Here is a 25012-nt window from a genome sequence, read left to right as displayed (position 1 = left end):
AGTAAAAAATTTAAAACAAAGATAGCAAATACCCTGCCATTGCATATTTTACAAATAATTAAATACCACTATACTTTCTATTTTGTAAAAAGTATAGTGGTAAAATATTTTAGTTATCTGTTTCTGGAGATACGTATTTATAAACAATTCCAGCTAAAATAGCACCAATAATAGGAGCAACCCAAAATAACCATAATTGCCCCGTTGCCCAACTGCCATCCGCAAAAATAGCCTGACTTGTACTTCTTGCAGGGTTTACAGAGGTATTTGTAACAGGGATACTAATTAAATGAATTAGGGTTAAACAAAGTCCTATTGCTAAACCAGCAAGATATTTTGGAGCTTTAGAATGTGTTGTACCTAATATTACAAATAGGAAAATAAATGTCATTACAATTTCTGTAATTAAAGCAGAAGCCATGGAGTAATTTCCTGGAGAGTGTTCTGCAAAACCATTTGCTGCAAAGCCACCAACTTCAAAACCTGGTTTTCCTGTAGCAATTACATATAAAATTCCTGCACCAGCAATGCCGCCTAGCACTTGCGATAGTATATATGGAACTAATTCTTTACCGTTAAAACGGCCTCCTATCCATAAGCCAATAGAAACCGCAGGGTTTAAATGACAACCAGAAATGTGCCCTATAGCATATGCCATAGTTACAACGGTTAAACCAAATGCAAGAGAAACTCCTACAAAACCAATTCCTAAATCGGGGAAACCAGCTGCTAAAACTGCGCTACCGCAACCACCTAATACCAACCATAATGTTCCAATAAATTCCGCTATTAATTTTTTCATATTCAATGTATTTAAGTTAATGATTACTAAATGTTTAGTGTACTTAAATATATGAAATTATATAATAACAATTATGGACTAAGTAATAGGAGCTATTATTTTATTCTCCTAACTCAGTAATTTTTTTTTCGTAAAGTTTTTTACTTTCTACAACTGCAACATTAAGTTCTTGCATAATACCTTCTACTCTACCTTCTATACTTTTCATTTGGTCATTAATGTTATCAAAAGAATTAAGAGCAGCAGCAACCTCTAAGGCTTTTACAACTTCTACCGCATCGCCATGTAAAATTCTAAGTTTTCCTATTGCTTTAGAAGTATTTTTTAGGGTAGCATTATATTTTGTTTTTGCTTTATTAATAGCACTTAATAATGTTTTTTTACTTGCTTCATCACTAAGGCTATTGGTTTGCTTTTCCATTGCTCCAAAAAGGTTAGAAGCTTTGGTTTTTAAATCTTCGTACTCTTTATTTAGATTTTCTACGCGTTTATTTACTTTTTCCCAATCTCCATATACTTTTGCAAATTCTTTGTCTTCATTTTTTGTGTCTTCTAATGCACTTTTTAAGGCATTTAAAGATTCTAGTCCTTTGTTAACATTTTTGTTTGCGTTAGACTTTTTCTTTTCAAAAGTGGAAACTTGCGATTTAAACTTGTCTTTTAAACGTATTAAATCTTCCGGGCTTTTATTTTTCCAACAAGAAACAAATAGTAAAGAAATTAGTACAATACAGAATGATTTTTTAAACATGGTTTGTGTTTTATTATTAAAGATTGCAAAGTTCGGTTAAAATTAATTAATAGGGTAAAATAGGTAATATTGTTAAAAATAATACAGGTTTTTAGATTAGGGTAAGCAATAAGCATATTATTATATTGATAATAAATAGCTTTTTTAATTATATAATTAAAGCATATGTGGGTAATTTTATTCGAAAATGATAAATATCATATTCTTTGGCTTAAATATCATCTAGTTTTATTAAGAATAAAATTAGTGAGTTATGGAAGTCAAAAAAAACCCAAAAGCAGATTTAAATAGAGACAGTGGCCTCTTTTTTGTAATAGGCCTAACTATAGTATTGTTTGTAACTTGGAGAGCCTTGGAATACAAAACATATACTAAAAATGACGTAATTGTTGAGATGCTTAATGTTGCAGATGATTTGGAAGAAGAAGTGCCGCAAACAAAAGAATTAAGAACAGAATTACCACCACCACCGCCTGCTGCTCCAGAAATTATAGAGATAGTAGATGATACAGAAGATATAGAAGAAACTATAATAGAAAGTACAGAGTCTAGTGAAAATACTATAGTAGATTCTCCAATACTAAATATAGATGATGTTGAAGTAGGCGAAGAGATAGAAGAGGAAATAATAGTGCCTTTTACAGTTATAGAGAATGTGCCTATTTTTCCAGGATGCGAAAAGTATAAAACAAATGCTGAACGTAAAAAATGTTTTGCAGAAGGTATACAAGCACATGTGATAAAACAATTTACCTACCCAGAGAGTGCAGCAGATATGGGTATAAAAGGAAGAGTTTTTGTTATTTTTGCTATTAATAACAAAGGGTATATAACTGGAGTAAAAACTAGGGGTCCTGACCCAAGATTGGAGAAAGAAGCTAGCCGTATTGTTACTACTTTACCAAGAATGACACCCGGAATGCAAAGAGGAAAACCAGTAACCGTACCTTATAGTATCCCTATTAATTTCATTTTAAAATAAAAGTACTAAAGATTATTGGCTTGGTAATGAGATAATTTTTGAGGCCCTTCTAAAACTATTCTAACAATTTGTAAAGTGCCATCTTCTTTTGTAGCAATTTGCCATTTTATTAAAACTATTTTGCCATTTTCAATTTCAATACCAGTAATACTTCTAGGATGAACACAACTACCATCATTAAAAAAGGGAATGTCTCCCGGTTCTGGAAAACGGGGTCTATGCGTATGGCCAACAACAGTAATTTTTAGATTATTTTTTAATATCCATTTTTTTATTCTTTTCTCAACTTTTATAAGCTCGGTATAGTTTTTTGCCGGGCTTGTTGGGTCCGCAATACCCCATATTTGTAGTGGTTTCCAAAGTACACGCACTAGGAACCTGCCCCAGCGCCAAAAAATATAATTCCACCAATCTGCTTGGTGTCCATGAGTTAAAAAAACCTCTTGGTTAGTTTCTTTGTGTTTTAGAACAACGGCTTCATTATAAACAATGTCTTTAAAAAGTTCTTTGTCTTCTGCATCAATAGGTTCAAAATAACTAGATAAATGCTTTTTTACATATTCAGGGTCTTTATAAACCATATCATGGTTTCCCCAAATCATATGCAATCTATTAGCTAAATGAAATTTTTTAAGTAGTTTAAAAATACTTTTATGAGCTTCAAAAATAGATTTAAAATGCATGTTCTCCCATAACTCATCTCCATCTCCTAATTCACAATAATTAAACCCTTCTCTATAATAATGGCTTAGTGCGTGGTAGTATATATTTCTGTTATTTGCAAAATCATCTGCAAAACTATTATCTCCTCTATGACAATCACTAAATAGTATAAATTTTGAAGAATCATCAAAAGGGATAATTTTCGCATTATTATAAGCTTTTGTTAATCTAGAAAAAGAAGACATAGTATTATTTTTAGATAAATATCCGAAAAACTAGTTAACAACACCCTTTTTAACATAGTTAAAACCTGTGTTTTTTGTAATTTTGTAAGTAAATAACCGACTCAAAGGGATATGATAAAAACTCTAGACAAATTAATGCCAATAAAGCATGTTATTAGTTTTAACAAGCTTTTAATGCATTATGAAGAAATAGAAAAAGGAGATGATACATTTTTGTCTGCTAGAGCTTCTCATATTTTAAAGTCTCAAGAGCCATTTCCTGTGCTTAGAGATGGTTTTACAGATGTATCTTTATTACAAAAACATAGAGATATTATAAAAATGATTTTACAGGACACCTTTTCTGAAGTATTAACAGGAAATGAAATAAAAGTAGCCTCTTTACCATACAATAACGTAATTTTTAATTCTTCTAAAAGGTTTCAGAATATACTAAGAGATGCCGGAAAAGATTATGAGCCATCTATAAGTAATATAGATAATGGTAATGACTATATAATGGCCTGTATAGTTATTTTAAATTTTTATTATGGTTATAAACTAGATTTTAGAAAACCATTTTTTTATAATATACCAGATAAAAATGGTGTTATGCATCATTATAGAATACTTTATAATGCCGATTTTTTAGAAATACTACCTACTGAGAAAGCTAAGAAAATTACTAGAAAAGATGTAGATGAGCTTTTGGCAAACCCTGATAATGTAGCATTATGGATGGAAAAGCTACCTCCCGGAAGTTTTATTTCTAAAGGCTTTGTTATTTCTAATATGTTTGATGTTACTACGGAACATTCTATATCTCAAATAAAATCACAATTAATAGCTAGCGATAAAAGAGGAAACGAAAATTTTATTGATGATTTACAAGAAATTTTTAGATCATTTTTTAGGTTACCCGATATAGAAGTTGGTTTTGTAGTCTATAATTCTAGAGACAACCTATTAGAGCCAGTATATGGTAATAATGTAAAGAGTTTTATATTAAATGGGAATGGTGCTGCAGAATGTAAAGATATACTTTGTGAAGATTCGTATTCTAAACTACTTAATGAAAGTAGCTACTTTACAATTCCTAATCTTGAAGAGTTTAATAAAGCTACAAATGGAGCCGCACCCTATGAGGTTCTTAATAAACAAGGAGTAAAAAGTGTAATTTTTGCACCAATTGCATCTGATGGAGAATTGCTAGGTGTTTTAGAAGTAGTTTCTAATAAAAAGAATGTGCTTAATGGCGTTAATGCTAATAGGTTAGATGATATTATGCCATTTATAGTATCTGCGGTAGTAAGATCTAAAAATGAAGAAGAAAATTATATTGATGCAATTATACAAAACGAATGTACCTCTGTGCATTCTTCTGTGTATTGGAGATTTAGAGAAGAAGCAAAATTCTTCATTAAAGACCAACTAGAAGGTTTACAACCTTCCTTTAAAGAAATTACATTTAAAGATGTATTTCCTCTTTACGGGCAAATAGATATAAAAGACTCTTCTAAGGCAAGAAATGATGCTATTCAAAAAGATTTACTCATACAACTTACACAAATTAGTAAGGTTCTTGAAAATACTTGGGAAAAATATAAATTACCAGTATACGAAGAGTTATTATTTAGAGTAACAAATCATTTAGATAGCATAAAAGAAATGCTCTATACCAACAGTGAGCAATCTATTTTTGATTTTGTTCAAGATGAAATAGTTCCAGTTTTTAATCATATTAAAAATTTAGATAAAGACCTTGAAAAAAAGGTCATAGAATATGAAAGCGGAATAGATTTAGAAACTAATTCATATTACGACCATAGAAAACAATATGATGATAGTGTAACTTTAATAAATAAAAAATTAGCGTCTGTATTAGATAAAAAACAAGTTGAAGCGCAAGAAATGTTTCCGCATTATTTTGAAAGATATAAAACAGATGGTGTAGAGCATAACATGTATGTTGGGGCTTCTATTTCCCAAGATAAGGAGTACAATAATATATATCTTAATAATTTAAGATTGTGGCAATTACAGGTAATGTGCGAAATGGAAAATAGGCACTACCAATTAAAGAAGGAATTGCCAGTTCCTTTAGATGCTGCTTCATTAATATTAGTACACAATTCCTCTTTATCTATTAGATTTAGGATGGATGAAAAAAAGTTTGATGTAGATGGTACTTATAATGCGCGTTACGAAGTAATAAAAAAAAGAATAGATAAATCTTACATAAGAGGAACAAGTGAAAGGTTAACGCAAACAGGAAAAATATCTATTGTTTATTCTCAAAAGAAAGACGAGTTAGAGTATTTAAGATATATTAAATTTTTAAAGTCTAAAGGATACTTTACAGACAAAGTAGAAATAGTAGAATTAGAAGGCTTACAAGGTGTTTCTGGACTTAAGGCAATACGAGCAGAGATTTTATATAAAACAGATAAATCTTCTAAAAAAACATATACCTATTCAGATTTAATGGAAGAATTAAAAGAATAAAGTATAATTTTTTAGGACTAATTAGCTATAGGTACAAAGTACTTAAAAGAAATAGCAAAAGCTATAACTGAAACTACCATGCCTATCATAAAAATGGTATACGTCCACCTTAAAATTTTGTACTTTTTGTTTAAAACTAATCCAAGAAAATATAAATCCTTAGTTAAAGAAGAATAGATGTAATCTTTGTCTTTGACTAGCTCATTAATTGCCCATTCATATTGTTCTAATTTCATTTTATGAAAATTACCAAAAAACAAAAGGTTTACTTTTTTTTGCTTTACATCATCTTCGGTAAATTCTCCACTAGTAACATTAGGTCTAGTAGCTAAAACAGCCAAAACCATAGAAATTACACTAAAAATCACAAAAATTATAGTAGGGTAAATTAAATAGCTATTAGAAGGGTTGTCTAATTTAGGAATAAGATTGGATAGTGCTAAAGAAATAATAATAGCATTAACAGACAGTAAAATATTTGCTTTAGTATCTGCAATGTTACTTAGGGTTATATGGTTTTTTAGAGTAACTCTATATAAAGTTTGTATACCTCTATCTGGGCTCTCACTTTTATAGGATGCTTTTAAAGCTTCTTTTTTAGCAATAGCTTTGTCTTGCTTTTTTTCTTTAATAAGTTTTTTTAAATTTTTGTCTTTTTTTGGCTGCCAATTTTCTATAGCATAATCTGTATAATACTTATGTTCATTTCTAAACATTTTAATATTTAGATTTAACCATTCTTTGTAGTTGTATGTGGCAATGTTTAGTAAACGAAGTTCTTCTCTTAAAAACTCAGAAGTTTCTAAATAACTACTTTGTGCAAAATGAGAAGCATCTGCATCTCTAAGAATTTTTTCTTGTAATGTTTCAGGAACAGCAAAACGCTGTGTTGCCATTATATACTGTCTAACTTTTTCTAATAGTTCTGGGTTATAGTTTTGAGAATTAAGAAAATCTTTTGCAATTTTACAGCTATTTTCCTCATGGTTGTCTTTACCTAAAGTATAGCCAGTGTCATGTAACCATGATGCTATAATTAGAACTTCTTTTTCCGTTTCAGATAAATCGCAAGAATCTAATAATTCTTTAGTACTTTTAACCACTCGTTGGGTGTGGCGTAGATTATGATAAAGGTAATTGGCATCTAGTTTATTAGATAATAATTCTTCGACAAAATGTTGTGTTTTTTCAATTATTCCTGTCATAATCCTAAGCTATAATATTTTTACAAAGTACAAATTTTATATTGAAGAGCATAGTTATGAAAAAATATTACTTAGGATTACTATTTATACTAGTTTTGGGAAGTTGTGCTACAAAAAAAGAAAAGTATGCTAGTATTAATAATGCTATAGATGTATCTACAAATAAAGAAATATCGCATACCTTTTATCTAATAGGAGATGCAGGTTTGTCTCCAGAAAATAAGCTTAACCCGACCTTAAAATTATTTAAAGAAAGACTAGAAAAAGCAGAAGATAATAGTACCGTTTTATTTTTAGGAGATAATATTTACCCTGCAGGTTTGCCAGATAAAGACAAAGATGTAAAAGGATATAAGATTGCTAAAAACCATTTAGATGCACAATTAAAAACACTTTCTAATTATAAAGGCAATACAATTTTTATCCCTGGAAATCATGATTGGTATAATGGTGGGTTAAAAGGTTTAGAAAGAGAAGAAAAATACATACAAGATGCATTAAAGAGTAAAGAAGTTTTTTTTCCTGAAAATGGTTGTCCTATAGAAAAAATAGAGATTAATGAGAAGGTTGTAGTAATAGCAGTAGACTCTCAGTGGTATTTAGCCAATTGGGATAAACACCCAACAATGAATGATGATTGTGAGATTAAAGATCGTGAAAAGTTTTTTCAAGAATTAGAAGGGTTAATTAAGAAGAATGAAGATAAAACCACTATAATTGCTATTCATCATCCAATGTTTAGTTACGGTATACATGGTGGGCAAACATCTTTTAAAAAGAATTTATATCCAGGGCATACAAGAATTCCACTTCCAATATTAGGCTCTTTTATTAATGTTTTGCGAAGAACAACAGGGGCTTCTGTGCAGGATATGAACAACCGTAAATACAGAGAGTTAAGAAAAAGGATAGTAACTTTAGCGCAGTACTCCGATAAAGTAATTTTTGCTTCTGGTCATGAACATACGTTGCAGTACATAGTAGAAGAAAATATACCTCAGATAGTAAGTGGTTCTGGGGCTAAAGAGGAAGCATCTAAGTTATTAAATGGTGCTAAATTTTCTACAGGGAAAAATGGGTATGCTGTTTTAGAGGTGTATAAAGATGGCTCTTCTAGAGTACGTTATTATGGCATTTCTGAAAAAAACACAGAGAAATTTTTATATACTTCAGAAGTTTTGCCATCGCAAAGAAAAGAAAATAAAAGAGCATACAATACCTCTTTTCCTCCTATAGTAGAAGCATCTATTTATAGTAAAGAAGAAGTAAGAAAATCTAAATTTTATACATGGTTTTGGGGAGAACGTTATAGAGATATTTATGGGCAAAAAGTAGCAGCTCCTACAGTAAATTTAGATACTTTATTTGGGGGGTTAAAAGTAATAAGAAAAGGAGGTGGTCATCAATCTAAATCATTGCGACTAGTAAATAGTAAAGGTCAAGAATATGCTATGCGTGCTTTACGTAAAAGTGCTGAAGTTTATTTACAAGCAGCAGCTTTTAAAGACCAATATATAATTGGTGATTTTGAAAATACGTATATACAAAAAACACTTTTAGATTTTTATACAGGTTCTCATCCATATGCTCCTTTTACTATTGGGACATTGTCTGATGCTGTAGACATATACCATACAAATCCAGTATTATATTATATTCCTAAACAACCAGCAATTAAAGAATATGCTAATGAGTTTGGAGATGCATTATATATGATAGAAGAGCGCACAGATGATAATCATGGAGATCAAAAAAGTTTTGGTTACGCTAATAAGATGAAAAGTACAGATGACTTACTCAAAAAATTAAGAAAAGACGAAGATTTTAAAATAGATAAACAAGCTTATGTAAAAGTTCGCCTTTTTGATATGCTTATTGGAGATTGGGATAGGCATACAGACCAGTGGCGTTGGGCAGAATTTAAGGATAAAGAAACGGGAGAAACTATATATAAACCTGTGCCTAGAGACCGTGATCAAGCTTTTTCAATTATGGGAGATGGGGCTTTTATGAGTTTAGCAACAAGAGCAATACCAGCATTAAGTTTAATGGAAGGTTTTAAGGAAGAAATAAGAAATGTAAAAGGGTTTAATGGATCTCCTATGACATTTGCTTTAGATATGACTTTGTTACCAGAAACAACGTTAGATTTATGGTTACAGCAAGCTAAATATTTACAAGAAAATATTACGGAAGAAGTAATAGATAAAGCTTTTTTAAATTTTCCGGAGGAAGTACGAGGTGAAACAACGGAGGAATTAAAGAGTATTTTACTTTCTAGAAAACAAAACATTGTAGAAACTGCAAATACATATTATAATTTATTAAATAAGTTCTCTACAATTATAGGTACAGATAAGGATGATTATTTTACTATTACGGGGCAAGAAAATAATAGTATAAAGGTAGAAGGACATAGGATAAAAAAAGGAAAAAAAGGAAAACAGTTTTTTAGCAAAACGTATACTAAAGATATAACTAAAGAGATTTGGATTTATGGCTTAGATGATGATGACTATTTTGATATAAAAAATGTTACAAAGAATATGCCTAAATTACGTATCGTTGGCGGGCAAAATAATGATATTTATGATGTAGTAAACAGTAAGGGGGTTTATCTCTATGATAATAAACTTAAAAAGAATACTTTAAAAAATACTAAAGGAGCAAAAGTGCGTTTCACCACAGATTATGAAACCAATACCTACCAGCCCATAAAATATAAAACTAGTAGTAACCAATTAGTACCTACAATTGGTTCTAATCCAGATGATGGGTTTAGATTGGGTGTCTCTAACACCTATGTTTACAATGGACTTAGACAAAACCCATTTACAAGAATGCATATTTTAAATGCACAATTTTATTTTGCAACAAATGGTTTTGATCTAGCTTATAAAGGAGAATTTGCAAATTTTATTGGGAAAGTTAATTTAGAGGTATTAGCAAAATTAACCAGCCCAAATTTTAGTGTTAATTTCTTTGGTTATGGTAATAATACAGAAAACTTTGATAACGATTTAGAATTAGATTATAACCGTGTAAAATTAGAAACTTTTAAAATTTCTCCATCTTTAGTGTGGAGAGGAGAAATGGGTTCTAAACTTAGAGCAGGTATAGCATATGAATCTATTGAGGTAGAGGAAACACAAAACAGATTTATAAATACATTTTTAACATCTACTAATATTGATAATAGTAAAAGTTTTGTAGGAGTAGATGGGGAATATACCTATAGTAATATAGATAATAAAGCGTTTCCAACTATGGGGATGGCAACATCTTTACATGCAGGTTACACAGCAAGTGTAGATGGTAAAGCAGATAGTTATGGGTTTATTATACCAAGTATTTCTTTTGATCATAAATTGGTCTCTAGTGGCCGTTTGGTATTTGCAACAAAATGGAAAGCTCATTTTAATATAGGAAATGGGTATGAATTTTATCAAGCAGCAAGTATTGGCGGTATAGATGGGTTACGTGGTTTTAGAAACCAAAGGTTTACAGGAAAAACTGCTTATTATCAAAATACAGATATTAGATATAATTTAAGAAAAATGAAAACAGGAATAATGCCTATTACTATAGGGATTTATGGTGGCTATGATTATGGTAGGGTATGGTTTCCAGGGTTAAGCTCTAACCAATGGCATACCTCTGCTGGAGGTGGTTTTTTCTTAAATGCTTCGGATGTTGCATCAGCTAAATTTGCTCTTTTTAATAGTGAAGATGGTGTTCGTTTCTCTTTTGGAATAGGATTTGGTTTCTAAAAGTTATTTAAGTTTAAAGGAATACATATTTCTTCCTGTAGACCCTTTTTTTTCATCAGATAGTAATAAGGTACTCTGATTTAAAAAACAAACAGATTCTAATTGGTTTGTAGATTCTAAATCTATAGACTCTATCTTTCCTTTAGAAAAATTAGCATCTTTAAAATCGGTTATAATAAATAACTTTCCATAACTTAATAAAATCAATTTAGAGCCATCTGGAGCTATATCTGCTGAGGTTATCTGGCATGTGTTCCAATCATCACAAAAGTTCAATGTATCTATTAATTGGGCTTTATGATTTCCTGCAATAGAAGGTATTTTATAAACAAAAGCTTCTCCGTTAAATGGGTGCGAACGGTTTTTAGTTATTAAATATAAAAAGTTGTTGTAATAAAAAATAGCCTCAGCATCATAGAATAAATGGTTTTTTTTAGGAGGAAATTTTTCTTGTTCAGGGTAATAAAAGTGTATTGCTTCAGCATCAATTTTGCCTCCTTTTTCTATTTCAGGATTTGGGATTTTATAAATAACTAAATCTTTACGTTTATTTTCATTATTGCCAGTATCAGCAATATAAACATTGCCTTTATCGTCTTTAGTAAGATCTTCCCAGTCTTTATTTTTTACACCTTTTACCTCTAAGGTTTTAACTATTTTTCCATCAAAATTTACTTTATATATTTTATCATTATTTCCACTATCCTCAATAAACCATGCACTTTTTAAATTAAAAGTAACTATGCCAGAATTTTCATTTAGTTGTTTAGGTAAATCGGTAATTAATTTTAGTTTTCCGGTATTGTTACATGCCGTAGTAGCAGTTAAAAAAAGAGCAATTATTGTTTTATAAAACATTTTTTGGATTTATATAATTGAAATATCATGGGATAGGTAATAGGCTAACAAAATAACTGATTTTTAAAAACTTAATACATTATTTTTGGAAACTATACTTTTAGAAAACAATTTCGATAAAAAATAGTGGTTAAAAAGAAAATGATTTATTAAAACATACTGTTTATTAAGAATATTCTAATATATTTCAAACCAAAACAACCAAATTACTTAAAATGATAGGAATATTTTCTTTTGTAGGTTTTACCTTGTTGGTAGCCGTTATCTCATATTTAGCTACAAGAAATACAAATGAAGAATCTTCCGATGGTTATTTTTTAGGAGGAAGAAGTTTAACAGCTGGTGTAATTGCAGGCTCTCTTCTTTTAACCAACTTATCTACAGAGCAAATAGTTGGTTTAAACGGTAGTGCTTATAAAGATGGTTTGTCTGTTATGGCATGGGAAACTTTAGCTGCAATTGCTATAGTGGTAACTGCCATTTTTTTACTACCAAGATATCTTAAAAGCGGACTTACAACAATTCCACAGTTTTTAGCAAATAGGTTTGATGTAACTACTAAGACTATAACGTCTGGGCTTTTTTTAACGGGCTATGTGGTTGTGTTGCTTCCTGTAATTTTATATTCAGGTTCTGTAGCCATAAGTGGAATGTTTAATATTCCTTCTTTATTAAATGTTTCTAATGAAACCGCTTTAGTAATTTGTATCTGGGGAATAGGTATTATTGGCTCTATTTATGCGGTATTTGGTGGACTTAAAGCCGTGGTGGTATCCGATTCTATAAATGCAATAGGGCTTTTAATAGGTGGAGTTTTAATTCCAGTTTTTGGTTTAATGGCAATAGGAGACGGTAGCGTTCTAGGTGGTTTAGATACTTTGGTTTCTGCAAACCCAGAACGTTTTGATTCTACAGGAAATCCGGGTCAAGAAGTGCCTTTTATGACAATTTTTACTGGAATGATGTTGGTACAATTATTTTATTGGGGAACCAACCAGCAAATTATTCAACGTGCCTTAGGAGCTAAGAGTCTTGCAGAAGGACAAAAAGGATTATTATTAGCATCTTTTTTAAAAATTTTAGGACCAATAATATTAGTGCTTCCTGGTATGATAGCTTTTCATTATTTTGATAATGGTTTAGAATCTAGCGATTTAGCTTACCCAGAATTAGTCCGTGCAGTATTACCAAAACCTTTAGTTGGTTTCTTTGCAGCAGTTTTATTTGGTGCAATTTTAAGTTCTTTTAATAGTGTTTTAAATAGCTCTGTTACGCTTTTTGGAATAGATATTTACAAACAACACATTAATAAAGATGCACCAGAAATAACAGTTGTAAAATACGGTAAAATATTTGGCATATGTTTGGCATTAGCAGCAATGTTTATTGCACCTTTAATAGCAAATGCAGGTAGTTTGTTTAATTATTTACAGCAAATAAACGGTATTTATAGTATCCCTATTTTTACTATTATTGTGGTAGGATATTTAACAAAAAGAGTTCCTGCAATTGCAGCCAAAATTGGAATATTCTCAGGTTCTATCTTGTATATTATTAGCCAGTTTTGGTTAGGTCCTAATATGGTAGAAAAAGCATTAACTGCAGCAAAAGAATCTGGAGTTACAAACCAGCAAGCATTAAGAATTGTAGAGGCAGATGCGTACCCACATTTTCTTCATATAATGGCAATATTATTTTTGTTGAATGTGGGTATAATGCTAATTATAGGAAAAATATACCCAAGAAAAGAAGTTTTTGTTATAGAATATACAGATCAAGTGTCTATAGAACCTTATAAATACGTAAAACAACTTGGGATTGTAATTTGCACTATTGTAATTGGTATTTATATATATTTTGCGAAGTAACAATGGGTTATTTATAACTTTCTAACCTAATATTTAGAAACTAATAAAATGACTAAAAATTAACCCCTAAATATTGTTTGCAATATTCAGGGGTTTTATCTTAGTATAAAAGTATAATAAATAAATACGCAGGATGAAAGAAGTTGGTTTTATTTTTGATTTAGATGGTGTTATAGTAGATACTGCTAAATATCATTTTTTAGCTTGGAAAAAACTGGCGAATGTGTTGGGTTTTGAATTTACCTTAGAACAGAATGAAATGTTTAAAGGAGTGAGTAGAAAACGCTGTTTAGAAATACTATTAGATATAGGAAAAGTGACCGCAACAAAAGAACAATTTGATACTTGGATGCATGATAAAAATGTAGACTATTTAGCATATATAGAAAAAATGGATGCTTCAGAAATTCTTCCAGAAGTCCCTAAAGTATTAAAATTTTTAAAAGAAAATAAAATACCGATAGCACTTGGTTCTGCCAGTAAAAATGCGAGACCAATTCTAGAAAAAGTAGGTTTGTTAACGTATTTTGATGCTATTTTAGATGGTAATAATGTTACTAAAGCAAAACCAGACCCAGAAGTGTTTTTATTAGCGGCAAAGGAACTAAATATAGCTCCAGAAAATTGTATTGTTTTTGAAGATGCGGTAGCTGGTATAGCTGCTGCAAATAATGCAAAGATGACAAGTATTGGTATTGGAGATGCTAGTATTTTAGTAGAAGCTAAGCACAATTTTAATGATTTTACAGAAATGTCTTTAGATTTTATTAAAGAATTAATAGGTAAAAAATGAATCAGGATTATATAAAATCAGACAATTGGTCTATCATAGAAGAAGGCTTTAATGCAGAAAGAGTAAAATCCTCTGAAAGTCTATTTAGCATTGGTAACGGAGCCATGGGGCAACGTGCAAATTTTGAAGAAAGTTATTCTGGCGAAACCTTTCAAGGTAGTTATATAGCAGGAGTATACTATCCAGATAAAACGCGAGTAGGTTGGTGGAAAAATGGATACCCAGAATATTTTGCTAAGGTTTTAAATGCACCAAACTGGATAGGGATAAATGTTTTTATAAATAATGAACCATTAGACTTAAACACGTGTAAAGAAATTTCCAATTTTAAAAGGGAATTAAATATGCAAGAAGGGTGGTATAAAAGAAGCTTTAATGCCACACTTTCAAATACCGTTGAAATAGAAGTTGCGATTACTAGATTTTTAAGTTTAGATATAGATGAGGTTGGTGCAATTTCGTATTGCGTAAAAGTAGTAAACCAAGAAGCTGTTGTAAAGTTTGTACCATATTTAGATAGTGGTATAACAAATGAAGATAGTAATTGGGACGATAAATTTTGGAATACAACTACGGTAGATGATTCTGAAAATAGAGCTTTTATTGCATCTCATACCATGAAAACCAATTTTGAGGTATGTACTTTTATGCAAACTAATGCAATTTATAAAGACAATGAGATTAGTGTAGTTAAAGGAGAAAGTTCAGAGACTTTTATAAGTGCTATTATAGAACAAGAAGTAGAAAAAGGAGAAGAAATTACATTATTCAAGTTTGGTGGTTATGCCGTTTCTACAAATCATGAAAGTGGCAAACTACAAGAAGCTGCAAATATCGCTTTAGACAAAGCTAGTGCGCTTGGTTTTCATAAATTATTAGAAAAGCAGAAAAATGCTTGGGCTAGTATTTGGGAAATGAGTGATATTTCAATCCTTGGCGACGTAAAAGCACAACAAGCCATTCGGTTTAATATTTTTCAATTAAATCAGACCTATTTAGGGAAAGATTCTAGACTAAATATTGGCCCAAAAGGATTTACCGGAGAAAAATACGGCGGTAGTACTTATTGGGATACCGAGGCTTATTGTATACCATTTTATATGGCAACAAAAGACCAACAAGTAGCAAGAAAATTATTAAAGTATAGATACAATCATTTAGAGAAAGCTATAGAAAATGCGCAAAAATTAGGCTTTGTAAAAGGTGCTGCACTTTACCCAATGGTAACTATGAATGGAGAAGAATGCCATAACGAGTGGGAAATTACTTTTGAAGAAATTCATAGAAACGGAGCCATAGCTTTTGCAATTTATAATTATTACAGGTATACAGGAGATTATAGTTATATCCCAGAAATGGGGCTAGAAGTATTAATTGGTATTGCCCGTTTTTGGCAACAAAGAGCAACCTATTCTTCGGCTAAAGAAAAATATGTAATCCTAGGTGTTACTGGCCCTAATGAGTACGAGAATAATGTAAACAATAATTGGTATACTAACTATATTGCTACATGGTGTTTAGAATTTACTGCAGCACAACTGCAAAAAGTAAAAGAAGAATACGCAGAGGAGTATACTAGAATTATAGATAAAACTGCAGTTTTAGAAGCAGAGATTAAAGATTGGAAAACGGTTGCTAATAAAATGTATTTTCCATATTCAGAAGAGCATGATGTATACTTACAACAAGATGGTTTTTTAGATAAAGAATTAATAAAAGTATCCGATTTAGATACATCCCAAAGACCAATTAATCAAAAATGGAGCTGGGACAGAATTTTACGGTCGCCATATATAAAACAGGCAGACATTTTACAAGGTTTTTATTTCTTTGAAGACCATTTTACACAAGAAGAGCTAGAAAAACATTTCGATTTTTACGAACCATTTACAGTACATGAATCTTCTTTATCTCCATGTGTACATAGCATACAAGCTGCTAGATTAGGAAGAATGGAACAGGCATATAATTTTTACCTTCGAACCTCTAGATTAGATTTAGACGACTATAACAAAGAAGTAGAAGAAGGTTTACATATAACCAGTATGGCAGGTACTTGGATGAGTATTGTAGAAGGTTTTGGTGGTATGCGTATACAAGACAATACGCTTTCGTTTACACCTCAAATTCCAGAACAATGGTCTTCGTATTCTTTTAAATTAAACTTTAGAAATACCATTATTACGGTTACGGTAAATACCAAAGAAACAAGTTTTAGTACTCTTGGAAACCAAGAGGTAAGTATACAGGTAAACCATAAAGAGGTTTTGCTTATTCCCGGAGAAGTAGTAAAAGTTAGTAATTAGTATAACCACATGGCAAAGAAAAAAAAAGCAACAGTATACCAAGTTTTTACTAGGTTATTTGGAAATACAAATACTACCAATAAACCTTGGGGTACTATTGAAGAAAATGGAGTTGGAAAGTTTAATGACTTTACTGTAAAAGCATTAAAAAGTATAAAGGAATTAGGTGTTACACATATCTGGTATACAGGAGTACCACACCATGCGGTAATAAGAGATTATACAAAATTTGGAATTTCTAATGATAGCCCAGAAGTTGTTAAAGGTAGAGCAGGTTCTCCTTATGCCGTTAAGGATTATTATAATGTAAATCCAGATTTGGCTGTAAATCCAGAAAATAGGTTAGAAGAATTTAAGGCGCTAATAGAGCGATCTCATAAAGAAGGATTAGAAGTTGTTATAGATATAGTTCCAAACCATGTTGCTCGTAATTATAAAGGAGAAACTAACCCAGACGGAATTGTAGATTTTGGTGCTAAGGATGATACTACGGTAGAATATCATAAGAATAATAACTTTTATTATATCCCTGGAAAGGAGTACAAATCGCCAGATTGGAAAGACGGACTTTTACCTTTAGGAGGAAACCCAGAAGAAAAAATAGAACCTTTTAAAGAGGTTCCTGCTAAGTGGACAGGTAATGGGTCTCGTTTAGCACAGCCAAACATAAATGATTGGTATGAGACCGTTAAAATAAACTATGGCATAAGACCAGATGGGGTTTATGATTTTGAAACGTTGCCAGAAGAGTATTTTCATAAAAGCTATGAGGAACATTATGCTTTTTGGAAAAATAAAGAGGTGCCAGATTCTTGGATAAAATTTAAAGATATTGTCTTATACTGGCTAAATTTTGGTGTAGATGGTTTTAGGTATGATATGGCCGAAATGGTTCCGGTAGAGTTCTGGAGTTACCTAAACTCCCACATAAAAATACAAAAAAACGATGCTTTTATTATGGCAGAAGTGTATAATCCAGATTTGTATAGAGATTATATTCTCCTTGGAAAAATGGATTATTTGTATGATAAAGTAGAGCTCTACGATAGTCTTAAACATATTATGAAAGGATATGGATGGACAGACCATATAGCCGTGGTTCAAAATAATCTAAAAGATATTGAACATAATATGCTTCATTTTTTAGAAAACCATGATGAACAACGTATAGCAAGTCCAGAATTTGTTGGTAAAGCAGAAATAGGAAAACCAGCTATGGTAATTTCTGCAACATTAAGTACTGCACCAACTATGTTATATTTTGGACAAGAAGTAGGAGAACCAGCTGCAGAAAATGCAGGTTTTGGAAGTGCTTCTAGAACCTCAATTTTTGATTACGTTGGGGTGCCAACCTTTCAAAGATGGGTAAATAATAAAAAGTTTGATGGCGGGCAATCTACAAAGGAAGAAAAGGAATTAAGAGATTTTTATAAAAGGCTATTAAACTTTACTATAAACAGTAGTGCATTAATGGGTTTTTATCAAGAAATTCACTTTTATAATAAAGAAACTACGAAAGATTATGATCATCGCATATTTTCTTTTGTACGTTGGGATAAAGAAGAAAAACTGCTAATTGTTTCTAATTTTGATGCAGAAAAAACTTATGATCTAGATTTAAAGTTACCAGAAAGTATGGTAACCTCTTGGGGTTTAACAGATAATACGTATGAACTAGAAGAAAAACTATACGGAAAAATTAAGCCTCCCCTAGAAGTAAAAAATAAAGAAGGTCACATTAAAATAGAATTACTTCCGTTAGAATCTTTTATCTTTCAGCTTCAATAAACAATATAAAACAGATGTTAAAATATTAGTTTAGTCTTGTTTTATTATTTTCATTTAGCTGTATACCAATGAATAAACCTTTAGTCATAGGACATCGTGGAGCCATGGGTCACGAAACAGAAAACACCATAGCATCCATCCAAAAAGCCCTAGATTTAGGGGTAGATATGATAGAGATTGATGTTTTTAAAATTAAAAGTGGCGAGATTGTAGTTTTTCATGATGATACTTTAGAAAGACTAACCAATGGAAAAGGGAAAATTGAAGAGTATACTTTTGAAGAGCTAAGTAAATTTGTGGTAACAGGAAATCATAAAATTCCGTTGTTAACAGATATTTTAGATGCAATAGACGCACAAGTACCTTTAAACATAGAACTTAAAGGAGCAAATACCGCCAAAGAGGTTAATACTATTGTTTTAGAATATGTAAAAGATAAAGATTGGGAATTAAACAACTTTATTATTTCTAGTTTTAATTGGGAAGAGTTAAGAATAATGCGAGATACCAATACTAATATTCGTATAGCTGTTTTAACAGAAGAAAACCCTGTAGATGCAATCCCAATGGCAAAGAAGTTACATGCAGAGGCCATTAACCCTAATTTTAAAATGCTATCCTTAGAAATTGCAAATACTATAAGAGATGCTGGCTTTAAAATTTATACTTGGACCGTTAATGAGCCAAATGAAATTAATGGAGCAAAAAGATGGGCAGTAGATGGTATAATTACGAACTTTCCTGAACGAGTTAACTAATGTTTGATGTTTTAATAGTAGGAGGAGGAGCTTCTGGTTTTTATGCAGCCATACATATTGCAGAAAATAACCCTAATTTAAAAATAGGAATCCTAGAGAAGGGGAAAGATGTTTTATCAAAAGTAAAAATATCTGGCGGTGGCAGATGTAACGTTACGCATGCCGAATTTGACCCAAAAGAATTATCCAAGAATTACCCACGAGGAGAAAAAGAAATTTTAGGACCTTTTCATACCTATTGTAGTGGCGATACGGTAGGCTTTTTTTCAGAAAAAGGGGTTAACTTAAAAATAGAAGAAGATGGCAGAATGTTTCCAGAATCTAATTCTTCGCAAACTATAATAGATTGTTTTTTAACCGAAACCACTAAACTTGGAATCAAAATTATTACGCAAAATGCTGTAGTAAATATGGAAACTTTGTCAGAAGAAAAAGGTTGGAAAATAACTTGCGTTAAAGAAATTTTTAAGTGTAAAAAATTGCTAATTGCTACAGGGAGTAGTCCTAAAATATGGTCTATTTTAAAAGGACTTGGGCATACAATAGTACCTCCGGTTCCATCCTTATTTACTTTTAATACAAAAGATAATCGTATTTCTAAAATTCCAGGAGTAAGTACAAATGCAAAAGTAAAAGTATTGTCTAAAAATAAGGTTTCTACAAAGATTACGGTACCCTTAAAAAGTGCTCTAAAACAAGAGGCTTTATTAGAGACAGAGGGGCCAGTATTAGTTACACATTGGGGGTTAAGTGGTCCTGCAATTTTAAAATTATCTGCTTGGGGAGCAACTATTTTAAACGGCCTTAATTATAAGTTTACGATTGCAATAAACTGGTTGCCAGATTTTCATGAAGGGGCTATTGTAGATTACTTAATGAAGATAAAAGAGGTAGAAGCAAAAAAAACTATCCTTAGAACAAAAGCTGTAGAACTCCCTCGTAGACTTTGGATTAATCTTGTAAAAGCATCCGGAATTAACGAGACCTTAAAATGGGCCGATGTTACTAAGAGCCAATTACACCTTTTAGCAGACCAATTAACGAATTGTAAAATAAACGTTGATGGTAAAAGTACCTTTAAAGAAGAGTTTGTAACTGCTGGCGGGGTAGATTTAAAAGAAATAAATTTTAAAACCTACAAAAGCAAAAACTTGCCTAACTTGTATTTTGCTGGCGAAGTAATTAATGTAGATGCCATAACAGGCGGATTTAATTTTCAGAACGCATGGACAAGTGGGTATATTGCAGCGCAGGCAATTGCATCAGAATTTTAAAAATATGAAAACCTATATAGCTTTACTTAGAGGAATTAATGTAAGCGGTAAAAATAAAATTAAAATGGCCAATTTACGCCTACTTTTAGAAGAAAACGGTTTTAAAAATGTACAAACATATATTCAAAGTGGCAATATTGTATTTAACACATCAGAAGAAAATAAAAGTAAACTAGAAAATACAATAGCAGAAATAATTGAAGAAAACTATGATTTTGAGGTTCCGGTGGTGGTAAAAACAGGTGAAGAAATACAATTTATTCTTACAAATAATCCATATAAAAATCAGGAAGATTTAAATAGTAATAAAATTTACTTTGTCTTATTAAAAGAAGAACCTTTAGAGGAAAATAAAGAAATCTTAAACGCTATTTCTTTTACAAATGAAACCCTAGAAATTACTCCTAACTGTGTATATTTAAGATGTGATTTAGGAGCAGGAAAAGCTAAGTGTACCAATAATCTTATAGAGAAAAAGCTTAAGGTATCTGCAACTACTAGGAATTATAAAACAATGCTAAAATTGCAAGAGATGGCATTAATTTAATTCCCATATTTTATAATTTAAGATGGTAGCAAAACTTACCCATAAAATATAAGGAATAAGCATGTAAGCAGCAGTTTTGTTTACAATTTTAAACCATTTAAAAGTAATTAGAAGCATAACTACTAGTGCAATAATTATAAAAAGAGCCCATAATGGCTGTTTTAGTCCAAAAAAAACAATACTCCACAAGGCATTTAATAATAACTGAAAACCAAAGTGATATAGGGCAGTTTTTACCCATAAGTGGTAAAAGCCTTTTGCTAAAACCAAACCAGCAGCTATTCCCATTAAAATATAAAGAAGTGTCCAAACAGGAGCAAAGACCCAGTTAGGAGGATTAAAGTTTGGTTTGTTTAAAGTAACATACCAATCATTGACCGAACTTTGTGTTGCAAAGCTCGATAAAAAGCCAATTACAAGGCAAAGACAAACACAAATTATAATATATAATAATTTCTTTTTCATGAAAAGTTGGTTAGGTCTAAAATAGTAATTTATTTTAACTAGTTACCAATTTATAAGTGGTTAAACTATCTTTGTTAAAAAAGTAATCTAAATGACCAAAAAAGACTTTATCCCTTCAGAGTATACAAAATTAATAGCGAAAGGAGAAGTAACTTGGAAATCGCCAAGTAATATAGCTTTAGTAAAATATTGGGGTAAGGAGGCTAATCAAATTCCGGCAAACCCATCTATAAGTTTTACTTTAAATACTTGTGCAACTACAACCACAGTAGTATACAAGAAATTAGAAAATAAAGCACAAGATTTTTCTTTTGATTTATTTTTTGAAGGAAGCCTTAAAGAAGATTTTAAACCAAAGATTCAAACTTTTTTTAAGAGAATAGAAGACTATTTACCCTTTTTAAAAAACTATCATTTTAAGATAGAAACATCCAACTCTTTTCCGCATAGTAGTGGTATTGCGTCTTCTGCTAGTGGGCTATCTGCTTTGGCATTAGCGCTTATGTCTTTAGAAAAAAAATTAAATCCAGAGATAACACAAGAATACTTTATTAAAAAAGCTTCATTTTTAGCGAGACTAGGTTCTGGTAGTGCAGCACGTAGTATAGAAGGCAATTTAGTGCAATGGGGAAACCATGAAGGTACCACAAATAGCTCTAATTTATACGCAATTAAATACCCATATAAAGTACATGAGTCTTTTAAAAAGTATCAGGATACAATTTTGTTGGTAGATAAAGGACAAAAAGAGGTAAGTAGTACCGTTGGGCATAATTTAATGCATAACCATCCTTTTGCAAAAGAAAGATTTAAACAAGCGCATGAAAATCTAGATGCATTAAAAGACGTTTTTGCAAATGGAGATTTAAAAAAGTTTATAGAAATAGTGGAGAGCGAGGCATTAACACTACACGCAATGATGATGACAAGCTTGCCTTATTTTATATTAATGAAACCTAATACGCTAGAAATTATTAATAAAATATGGGCATTTCGTAAAAGAACAAACAAAAATGTTTGTTTTACTCTAGATGCAGGAGCTAATGTTCATGTTTTGTATCCAGAGTTTGAAAAGGAAGAAACATTGCAGTTTATTAAAGATGAGTTAGTTGCATATTGCCAAAACGGGCAGTATATTTGTGATCAAATAGGTTTAGGTGCGATACAATTAAATAGTTAAGAAGGAATAATTATTAATTAAAACGTTCGTTATTTCTTTATAAAAGAAAACATAATCAAGAGTAAGAGCTTTAATTTTGCGGTAGATATTGTTTCTTTATATAAATCGTTAGTAGCTCATAATAAAGAGTTTGTAATGTCTAAGCAGTTACTCAAATCTGGCACCTCAATTGGAACAAATATTAGAGAAGCTGAATTTGCAGTGAGCAAACCCGATTTAATTAAATAAAACGGCGTATATTAATAATGTAGATTATAAAAGATATAAACATCAAATACAGGAGATATTGAAAATATTGGTAAGCATTGTAAAATCATCAAAACAATAATTATTAATTTTTCATTGCTAATTATAAATTAAAATTATGAAAGGTCCCCTTTTTTATTCTAAAATATTATTGTTTGGCGAGTATGGTATCATAAAAGATTCCAAAGGTTTGTCAATACCTTATAATTTTTTCAAGGGAGCCTTAAAGATGAATGAAAATCCATCAAAAGAGGCAATAGAATCTAATGTTCATTTAAAGAGCTTTGCTACATACTTAGAGAAAATAGAAAAAGAGAGTCCAGAATTATTTTCTTTTAATTTTAAGGCTTTAACTAAAGATGTAGAAGCAGGAATGTATTTTGATAGTTCTATACCACAAGGCTATGGAGTTGGTAGTAGTGGAGCTTTAGTAGCCGCTATCTATGATAAATATGCAACTAATAAAATTACAGTATTAGAGAATTTAACAAGAGAAAAATTATTAACTCTAAAATCTGTTTTTGGAACAATGGAGTCTTTTTTTCATGGTAAATCTTCTGGTTTAGACCCATTAAATAGCTATTTAAGCTTACCTATCCTTATAAACTCTAAGGACAATATAGAGTCTACTAGTATTCCTTCTCAGAATAAAGAAGGTAATGGTGCGGTATTTTTGTTAGATAGTGGTATAATTGGAGAAACAGCCCCTATGGTAGAACTTTTTATGGATAAAATGAAAAGTGAAGGCTTTAGAAGCATGCTAAAAGACCAATTTATAAAACATACCGATGCTTGTGTAGAAGATTTTATTAACGGTAATGTAAAATCTTTATTTGGTAATTTAAAGCAACTATCGCATGTTGTTTTAGATAACTTTAAACCTATGATACCTACAAAATTTCATAGCCTTTGGAAAAAGGGAATTGAAACAAACGATTACTACTTAAAACTTTGTGGTTCTGGTGGTGGCGGTTATATTTTAGGGTTTACACAAGATATAAATAAAGCAAAAAAAGCACTTAAAGGGCATCGATTAGAAGTAGTCTATAACTTCTAAATACAACACATGCTTTCTAAAACAAACAAACAACTATTTCTTAAGTTATTAAGTTTGTTTTCTGTTGTTCGAGGTTACAATATTTTAATGGTAATTCTTGCACAATATTTAGCTTCTATTTACATTTTAGCACCAAATTTACCCGTTAGAGAAGTAGTTTTAGATATAGATTTGTTTATTATTATTCTAGCATCTGCATTAGTTATAGCTAGTGGTTATATTATTAATAATTTTTACGATTCGGAAAAAGACTTAATAAATAAACCAAGAAAAACAATGTTAGATCGGCTGGTAAGTCAGCGTTTTAAATTAACAACCTATTTTATATTAAATTTTTTAGCAGCTTTTGCTGCTAGCTATGTGTCCTTCAAGGCAGTATTATTTTTTTCGGCATATATATTTGGTATTTGGTTTTATTCTCATAAACTAAAAAGAATACCTTTTGTAGGTAATTTTATTTCGGCAACGCTAGCAATAGCCCCTTTTTTTGCAGTTTTTGTGTATTATAAAAACTTTGAAAATGTAATTTTTGTACATGCCATGTTTCTTTTCTTATTAATCTTAGCAAGAGAAATGATTAAAGACTTAGAAAGTATGAAAGGAGACATTGCGCAAGGATATAAGACTATTCCAATTTTGTATGGAATAAGAATGTCAAAATTTTTAATTGCAACCTTAATTTTATTAACCTTAATACCGTCCTTATCATTAATAACACAATTTAATATTGGTTACATGAATCTTTATTTTATAGTTTGTGTTGTATTATTAATTTTATTTCTAGTGTTATTATTAAAAGCGCATTTAAAAAAACACTTTGTGTGGCTTCATAATATTTTAAAATTTATTATTATAGTAGGTGTTTTTAGTATTCTATTAATTAATATTGATTTGGTATTAAACAGGATATTATAGTTTAAAGATTTTATTTTTTAAGTATAGCCATATAGGCAACATCCATTTATATACC

At 30.6% G+C, this 25012-nt stretch carries 20 protein-coding genes; 14 read left to right on the top strand and 6 right to left on the bottom strand.

From position 1 onward, the window contains the following. Positions 1–109: 109 nt before the first annotated feature. Positions 110–802 (bottom strand): aquaporin Z, encoded by a 693-nt coding sequence (aqpZ, locus tag Q0945_RS09640; RefSeq protein ID WP_299433995.1) that lies wholly within the window; start codon positions 800–802, stop codon positions 110–112. A 100-nt stretch (positions 803–902) separates the two neighbouring features. Continuing rightward, on the bottom strand, positions 903–1553 hold the full coding sequence (locus tag Q0945_RS09635) for a hypothetical protein (RefSeq protein ID WP_299433993.1): 651 nt from the start codon (positions 1551–1553) through the stop codon (positions 903–905). A gap of 253 nt (positions 1554–1806) precedes the next feature. On the opposite strand from Q0945_RS09635, the gene Q0945_RS09630 reads away from it, so the two are divergent. Then, positions 1807–2535, top strand: a complete 729-nt coding sequence (locus tag Q0945_RS09630) for an energy transducer TonB (RefSeq protein WP_299433991.1) — start codon at positions 1807–1809, stop codon at positions 2533–2535. A gap of 5 nt (positions 2536–2540) precedes the next feature. Here the strand turns inward: Q0945_RS09630 and Q0945_RS09625 are convergent, their stop codons facing one another. Further along, positions 2541–3443, bottom strand: a complete 903-nt coding sequence (locus tag Q0945_RS09625) for a metallophosphoesterase (protein WP_299433989.1) — start codon at positions 3441–3443, stop codon at positions 2541–2543. 111 nt (positions 3444–3554) lie between these two features. On the opposite strand from Q0945_RS09625, the gene Q0945_RS09620 reads away from it, so the two are divergent. Further along, positions 3555–5927, top strand: a complete 2373-nt coding sequence (locus Q0945_RS09620) for a GAF domain-containing protein (RefSeq protein ID WP_299433987.1) — start codon at positions 3555–3557, stop codon at positions 5925–5927. Positions 5928–5944: 17 nt separating this feature from the next. Here the strand turns inward: Q0945_RS09620 and Q0945_RS09615 are convergent, their stop codons facing one another. Beyond that, complete coding sequence (locus Q0945_RS09615) at positions 5945–7132, bottom strand: Pycsar system effector family protein (protein WP_299433985.1); 1188 nt, start codon at positions 7130–7132, stop codon at positions 5945–5947. Between the two features lie 56 nt (positions 7133–7188). On the opposite strand from Q0945_RS09615, the gene Q0945_RS09610 reads away from it, so the two are divergent. Next, entirely contained in the window at positions 7189–10902 is a 3714-nt protein-coding gene (locus tag Q0945_RS09610) for a metallophosphoesterase (protein WP_299433983.1), read from the top strand. A 3-nt stretch (positions 10903–10905) separates the two neighbouring features. On the opposite strand, the gene Q0945_RS09605 is transcribed toward Q0945_RS09610, so the two are convergent. Continuing rightward, the gene (locus tag Q0945_RS09605; protein ID WP_299433981.1) at positions 10906–11760 is read right to left on the bottom strand and encodes a hypothetical protein; all 855 of its coding nucleotides are present in this window, start codon (positions 11758–11760) and stop codon (positions 10906–10908) included. A 215-nt stretch (positions 11761–11975) separates the two neighbouring features. Between Q0945_RS09605 and Q0945_RS09600 the strand changes: the two genes are divergently transcribed. The 7 genes from Q0945_RS09600 (at position 11976) to Q0945_RS09570 (ending at position 21094) form a co-directional block, all read left to right on the top strand. Continuing rightward, positions 11976–13628 (top strand): solute:sodium symporter family transporter, encoded by a 1653-nt coding sequence (locus Q0945_RS09600; protein WP_299433979.1) that lies wholly within the window; start codon positions 11976–11978, stop codon positions 13626–13628. A gap of 133 nt (positions 13629–13761) precedes the next feature. Continuing rightward, on the top strand, positions 13762–14421 hold the full coding sequence (gene pgmB, locus Q0945_RS09595) for a beta-phosphoglucomutase (RefSeq protein WP_299433978.1): 660 nt from the start codon (positions 13762–13764) through the stop codon (positions 14419–14421). Continuing rightward, the gene (locus Q0945_RS09590; protein WP_299433976.1) at positions 14418–16727 is read left to right on the top strand and encodes a glycoside hydrolase family 65 protein; all 2310 of its coding nucleotides are present in this window, start codon (positions 14418–14420) and stop codon (positions 16725–16727) included. Before pgmB ends, Q0945_RS09590 begins: the two co-directional genes overlap by 4 nt. Positions 16728–16736: 9 nt before the next feature. Next, entirely contained in the window at positions 16737–18515 is a 1779-nt protein-coding gene (locus Q0945_RS09585; protein ID WP_299433974.1) for an alpha-amylase family glycosyl hydrolase, read from the top strand. A 68-nt stretch (positions 18516–18583) separates the two neighbouring features. After that, positions 18584–19273 carry a glycerophosphodiester phosphodiesterase family protein gene (locus Q0945_RS09580; protein ID WP_299433972.1) on the top strand — a complete coding sequence of 230 codons (690 nt, stop codon included), beginning with the start codon at positions 18584–18586 and terminating at the stop codon, positions 19271–19273. After that, positions 19273–20547, top strand: a complete 1275-nt coding sequence (locus Q0945_RS09575) for an NAD(P)/FAD-dependent oxidoreductase (RefSeq protein WP_299433970.1) — start codon at positions 19273–19275, stop codon at positions 20545–20547. The genes Q0945_RS09580 and Q0945_RS09575 overlap by 1 nt, the downstream gene beginning before the upstream one ends. Before the next feature lie 4 nt (positions 20548–20551). Next, on the top strand, positions 20552–21094 hold the full coding sequence (locus tag Q0945_RS09570) for a DUF1697 domain-containing protein (RefSeq protein WP_299433968.1): 543 nt from the start codon (positions 20552–20554) through the stop codon (positions 21092–21094). Here the strand turns inward: Q0945_RS09570 and Q0945_RS09565 are convergent. Further along, positions 21086–21559 carry a TspO/MBR family protein gene (locus Q0945_RS09565; protein WP_298487353.1) on the bottom strand — a complete coding sequence of 158 codons (474 nt, stop codon included), beginning with the start codon at positions 21557–21559 and terminating at the stop codon, positions 21086–21088. The two genes, Q0945_RS09570 and Q0945_RS09565, sit on opposite strands and share 9 nt — an antisense overlap. Before the next feature lie 91 nt (positions 21560–21650). On the opposite strand from Q0945_RS09565, the gene Q0945_RS09560 reads away from it, so the two are divergent. The 4 genes from Q0945_RS09560 to Q0945_RS09545 all read left to right on the top strand — a co-directional run bounded on the left by Q0945_RS09560 (position 21651) and on the right by Q0945_RS09545 (position 24957). After that, entirely contained in the window at positions 21651–22739 is a 1089-nt protein-coding gene (locus tag Q0945_RS09560) for a diphosphomevalonate decarboxylase (protein ID WP_299433966.1), read from the top strand. A 39-nt stretch (positions 22740–22778) separates the two neighbouring features. Further along, on the top strand, positions 22779–22967 hold the full coding sequence (locus tag Q0945_RS09555) for a four helix bundle protein (RefSeq protein ID WP_366136230.1): 189 nt from the start codon (positions 22779–22781) through the stop codon (positions 22965–22967). Between the two features lie 136 nt (positions 22968–23103). Continuing rightward, positions 23104–24042, top strand: coding sequence for a mevalonate kinase (locus Q0945_RS09550; RefSeq protein ID WP_299433964.1), 939 nt, complete (start codon positions 23104–23106; stop codon positions 24040–24042). Between the two features lie 9 nt (positions 24043–24051). Next, complete coding sequence (locus Q0945_RS09545; RefSeq protein WP_299433962.1) at positions 24052–24957, top strand: geranylgeranylglycerol-phosphate geranylgeranyltransferase; 906 nt, start codon at positions 24052–24054, stop codon at positions 24955–24957. Positions 24958–25012 lie beyond the last annotated feature (55 nt).

Origin of the sequence: uncultured Maribacter sp., assembly GCF_947500405.1 — a bacterium.
GTDB lineage: Bacteria > Bacteroidota > Bacteroidia > Flavobacteriales > Flavobacteriaceae > Maribacter_B.
This window is presented reverse-complemented; position numbering and strand designations above follow the sequence as displayed.